The sequence below is a fragment of the Bradyrhizobium australiense genome, from assembly GCF_013114825.1.
Lineage (GTDB): Bacteria > Pseudomonadota > Alphaproteobacteria > Rhizobiales > Xanthobacteraceae > Bradyrhizobium > Bradyrhizobium australiense.
Window position 1 is genome coordinate 1 of the sequence record NZ_JAAVLX010000030.1, and the last position, 4,558, is coordinate 4,558.

The window sequence follows — 4,558 nt, forward strand, 5'->3', positions numbered from 1 at the left end:
AATGCTGCCCCACGATGTTGCGCTTCCTCTCTCCATAGACCCGTGGCCAGATGGATTGCGCTCTTGCCCTTGATGTACCCAATCACTTGCGACACCGCATATTTGGGCGGGATCTATATCATCATGTGAACATGATCGGGCATCAGATGCCCTCTTCGACCCTGCACTCCTTCTGCATTGCCAATCTGCGGAATACCTCCCCGAGATGCTGCCTCAACTCCCCGTACAGCGTCTTCCGCCGGCACTTCGGAATGAAGACCACATGATATTTGCACTCCCATTTGCTGTGGCTTAGGCTGTCGTAATCGTCCATCGTCAAACTCCTTCTCGTGCGCGTGGTGGCTCACGAGTCGCGAGTTTCGTCGATGGACGACTGCCTGAAATGTCAAACTTCTGCTGCCTCCCCGGCAGAGCCGGGGGGCCTCCCTTGGTAGGCTAGGTATGAGCTTCCAGGAGGCTGTCCATCCGGTCCTGACGAGGAAGCTGAAGTTGTTGAAGCTTTAGCCAATCCCCGGAGGACCGAATGGACACCCATAAGAATGCGCCTCTTACTCTGAAAGGTCGAGAGGCGATGGTGCGGAGCGTGATCGGGGGCGGCCTGACGAAGGCCGCAGCCGCGCTCCAGTTCAACCTGATAGCGAAAACGGTCGCCAAATGGGTCAAGCGCTTCCGGGAGGAAGGTGTTGATGGGTTGCATGATCGCTCCTCAAGCCCCCATTCATTGCCAAGCCAGGCCCTGCTTGCCACATGCGCTGCAGTCGAGGCGTTGCGCCGTCAACGTTACGTCGGCAAGGAGATCGCGGTCGAGGTCGGGATCTCTCCGGCAACCGTCAGTCGCATCCTGTGACGATTGGGGTGGTTGAACCGGTTGCGCAACCTGGAACCGGCCGAACCGGTGCGGCGCTATGAACGTGAACATCCCGGTGAACTGATCCACATCGACATCAAAAAGCTCGGCAAGTTCAACCGGGTAGGCCATCGCATCACCGGCGATCGCACCGCTCAGAGCAGCCAGCGTGCCGGCGGAAGGGCCTGGCTGGGAATATGTTCACGTCTGCATCGACGATGCTTCCCGGATCGACTTCAGCAAGGTCATGACGAGCGAGCGACAGGGCTGCGCCGTCGCCTTCCTCAAGGCCGCAATCGCCTCCCACGCAAGCCTGGGCGTCAAGGTCGAGCGCGTGATGACCGACAACGGGTCTTGCTACAAATCCTTTGCCTTCCGCAAAGCCTGCAAGCGTCTCGGCCTCAATCACATCCGCACCAAGCCATATACGCCGAAGACCATCGGCAAGACCGAGCGCTTCATTCAGACCAGCCTGCGCGAGTGGGCCTACGCCCGCGCTTACAACACCTCAAAAGAACAAGCCGCCGAGCTGCCGAAATGGCTCCACCGCTACAATTGGCACCGGCCGCATGGCAGTATCGGTTCGATACCGCCGATCAGCAGACTCGCTCTAACCAGGAACAACCTGTTGAGGCTCCACAGCTAGGGCCTAGCCCAATGGCTCAAGGCGCTGCACCTAGCCACAGGCCCGCGTTGGGTGGCCGCTATCAGCACGCTCGAACGAAGTGGGAGCGTTGATCGAGAATCTCTTCGCCTCAAGCCTAACACGCTTTGTCGTTGAGGCTAGCAAGTTCCCTTCCGTCAGCTGCCGCGACAATTACCAAGAAGCGACCGCTGATTATTGTCCGGTTTCTGACTGCAGTACAAGATTGTCGGGTTCAAAACACCGGCCGCTGGTTGCCGCCTGCGATCTAAACGTAATCAGAAGCTAATGCGCTTGAACATTGCACTGGCACGGCCGTTGCTATTGAGAGGTAGCAATGTCTGAGTGACGGCAAGATGAGCAATGCTCTCCTCGTTTGAACTGCGTGTTCATTTCGGAGAGAGAGGGAGAGCAACATGGGGCCGGCTTGCCGGCTTCGCATGCCGCCGCCGGGGCGCGCTGAAGCCGTCTACGAAAGGTCGTCTTGCTGCGCCAGAGCGGTGCCGACAGCTCGCGATCCTCGCTTGGTACCCAAAGATGGAGAGTTAAATGACTGACCCAGTAGCCGCATCTGCACGCCGCCAAACGACGGACGTAGATTCAATGCTGGCCGAACTTCGATTATGCGAACACCCGCACGATGTCGAAGTGAACGGCATGTACTTGCACATCCTGCCTGGCGTTTTGTCACCGCGCCTAAGTCACGGTCCCGACGCCTTGATGTCGAAGTGGCACATCGAGCCTGGCGCAACGGTACTCGATCTGGGATGCGGATCAGGTATACTAGGCCTTGCAGCACTCCACGCCGGCGCAGGACGCCTAGTGGCTCTCGATATAAATCCGCAGGCCGTGCTCACGACGAAGATAAACATCGAGCAATTAGGTTACGTGGAGAAAGCAGAGGTGCGCCATAGCGACACCTATTCTGCGCTGCAATCCGGAGAAAAGTTTGACATCATTCTCTTTGCCGCCCCCTATTGGAACCGCAAGGCAAATGACGACCTGGATCGTTCTTGCTTCGATCAAGATTACAAAGTCATGGCTGCCGCTCTCGGAGGGGCGCACCTCCGGCTAAATACTAAGGCGGTAATGTATGTGATTTTCTCTGATCAGGGAGATGTTGGGCGGGTCCTGAATTTGGTTGATGAGAGTAAGCTGCGCGTTAAAGATATGCATATCTTCCGACCATCGATTCCAGGCGGGCACGTCCGCATTGTTTGGGAATTCACGGCTCGATGAAAGCTCTCTCAGATCTCGTACACATGCCATCTCGCGCAAGCACGGCGCCATTCGCACGCCCCACTCAGCGCGTCCGCGATCTCGGTCTATGGGGCCGCCTCGTCCGCATGGCGTAGGTGATCTCGTGCGGCTGGCCGTTGATGGTGGAGGCACGCCCTGGCTTATCTGCTGATCTATGGGAGCTGGGCCTACCGCCGCTTGATCTGCTCGGGGCTGGTCTTGCGAGCACCCTAGCGAACTGTGCGATGTTCTTGGCCGGTTTGTGGTTCGCCACAACGCGCCGCCCTTTCCGTGACTACCACGTGATTGCGCATGTCTGGCATTTCGATTGGCCCTTCATGCGACACCTGATCGCGATCGGGATCCAGATCTCATTCATCTTCTTGATGGAATACAGACTGTTCTCGACCGCGGCGTTTCTGGCGGCCTGATCAGCACCAGCGCGCGACGACAGAATTGGCGGCAAATTTGATCGATGCGAGCTTCTTTATCAGTGATGCCGCGCAGAACATTGCGGTGGGCGGCTTGCGTGGACTGAAGGACACGGGGGTGCCGCTTCTGTTCGCCTGCATAGCTCATTGGCCGATCGGCTTCTGCCTTAGCTACGTGCTTGGCTTCGTGCCATTGGCATCTGGATTGGCTTATCAATTGGGACGACCACCTACGCGGGGCTCCTCGTTCTGCGTTTTGTTGGCGAGCAGATTTGCTCTTCAGAGGTGTCATTTGATCGCGTAAATCCCGGTTATTGGCGAGCGAGAATCCAGTAACGCGAAGCTACTTAAGGGTTCGCTCCGCCTCCATACCGAGGAGAGCCGATCGAGTCGGAAGATGCTGCTGTCGCATAATGTCATCACTTTGGCTAAGCTTCCTTGTCACACGCATCAATCCTACTCCAATCTCACTGTGGTCGCGTGAAGAGCACCGTATGCGTGGACGCTAGCTCGAATCTATAGGCACCAGCATCGCCGGACTCGTACTCCTGGCTCGCCCTGTCCTTCCCACGGATGAGAGCTCGAAAAAACAGGGACAATGCTGTCGGCGCGCCCCCGCTCGCGCCCAGCACAGCCGGACATCGGTGTCCTGAAATCGGGAAAAAGCGCTCGAATGCGGACTTTAATCGTCGACGCGGGACGATCAATATGGACATATCGGTACTATGCAAGGGGGCAAACGTACCGCTGTTTCACGAGCCGACTGTTTGGGGCCGGCAGAGACAATGATTCCGGTTGTTCTGACGTGCCGCCCTCGGACATTCGCTCGGTGGGGCGGACTTACTTGCGCTTCTGAACATCCGGACATATCGCCTCTCAATAGGGAGGGAAGCTAGGATCTTACATGAAGATCGATACCATACGTATTAAGAACTGTCGCTCGTTCGCCGACATGACGTTCTATTTGAACGAGTATACTTGCTTGGTGGGGCCCCAATGGCGTCGGGCAAGTCCACGGTCCTTTGCGCCTTGTTTTTTCAGGGAGATTGAGAATGCTCCGACCGACCTGGCTCACCTCGATATCGAGGACTTTCGGCAATGTCGCGCAGCGCCTTGATGTTGTAGGCATAGGCTGGTCCGCGCTGGCAGCCCTTCTGTTGCGGATGTCCGGCTTGAAGTTGCATCGCGCAGGTCTTGTTGGCGACTAGCGCCGGGCGCGTCCACAGGTAGTCCTCGCACTTGGCTACCAAATGCCAGCAGAGCACAGTGAGCTTGAGAGCCACGGCCACCGCGGCAATCTGATGGCCGCGCCGGGCGCGGATGCGCACGAAAAAGACGTGCAGTGGTGGACCGGGCCGCCTTGGCCGCTGCCCACGCCGCCTCGACCGGCATGGCGCG

General features: G+C 57.7%; 2 protein-coding genes and 3 pseudogenes. 3 read left to right on the forward strand and 2 right to left on the reverse strand.

The features are described from left to right. Positions 1-313 (reverse strand): annotated as a pseudogene (tnpA, locus tag HCN58_RS35050) (IS200/IS605 family transposase); the annotation flags it as partial. 210 nt (positions 314-523) lie between these two features. On the opposite strand from tnpA, the pseudogene HCN58_RS35055 reads away from it, so the two are divergent. From HCN58_RS35055 to HCN58_RS35065, 3 genes and pseudogenes are all read left to right on the forward strand, one after another. Continuing rightward, positions 524-1,493, forward strand: a pseudogene (locus HCN58_RS35055) (IS481 family transposase). Positions 1,494-2,039: 546 nt separating this feature from the next. Continuing rightward, positions 2,040-2,729: a 50S ribosomal protein L11 methyltransferase gene (locus HCN58_RS35060; RefSeq protein WP_171583838.1), complete on the forward strand. Its 690-nt coding sequence runs from the start codon at positions 2,040-2,042 to the stop codon at positions 2,727-2,729. A gap of 140 nt (positions 2,730-2,869) precedes the next feature. Next, entirely contained in the window at positions 2,870-3,160 is a 291-nt protein-coding gene (locus HCN58_RS35065) for a hypothetical protein (RefSeq protein WP_171583839.1), read from the forward strand. A gap of 1,100 nt (positions 3,161-4,260) precedes the next feature. Here HCN58_RS35065 and HCN58_RS37860 read toward each other — a convergent pair. Then, a pseudogene (locus HCN58_RS37860) lies at positions 4,261-4,558 on the reverse strand (IS110 family RNA-guided transposase); the annotation flags it as partial.

What these genes read in the sequence shown, in the direction of transcription:
- HCN58_RS35060 (WP_171583838.1), top strand. Translation starts at nt 2,040, where the DNA reads ATGACTGACCCAGTAGCCGCATCTGCACGCCGCCAAACGACGGACGTA.
- HCN58_RS35065 (WP_171583839.1), top strand. Translation starts at nt 2,870, where the DNA reads ATGGTGGAGGCACGCCCTGGCTTATCTGCTGATCTATGGGAGCTGGGC.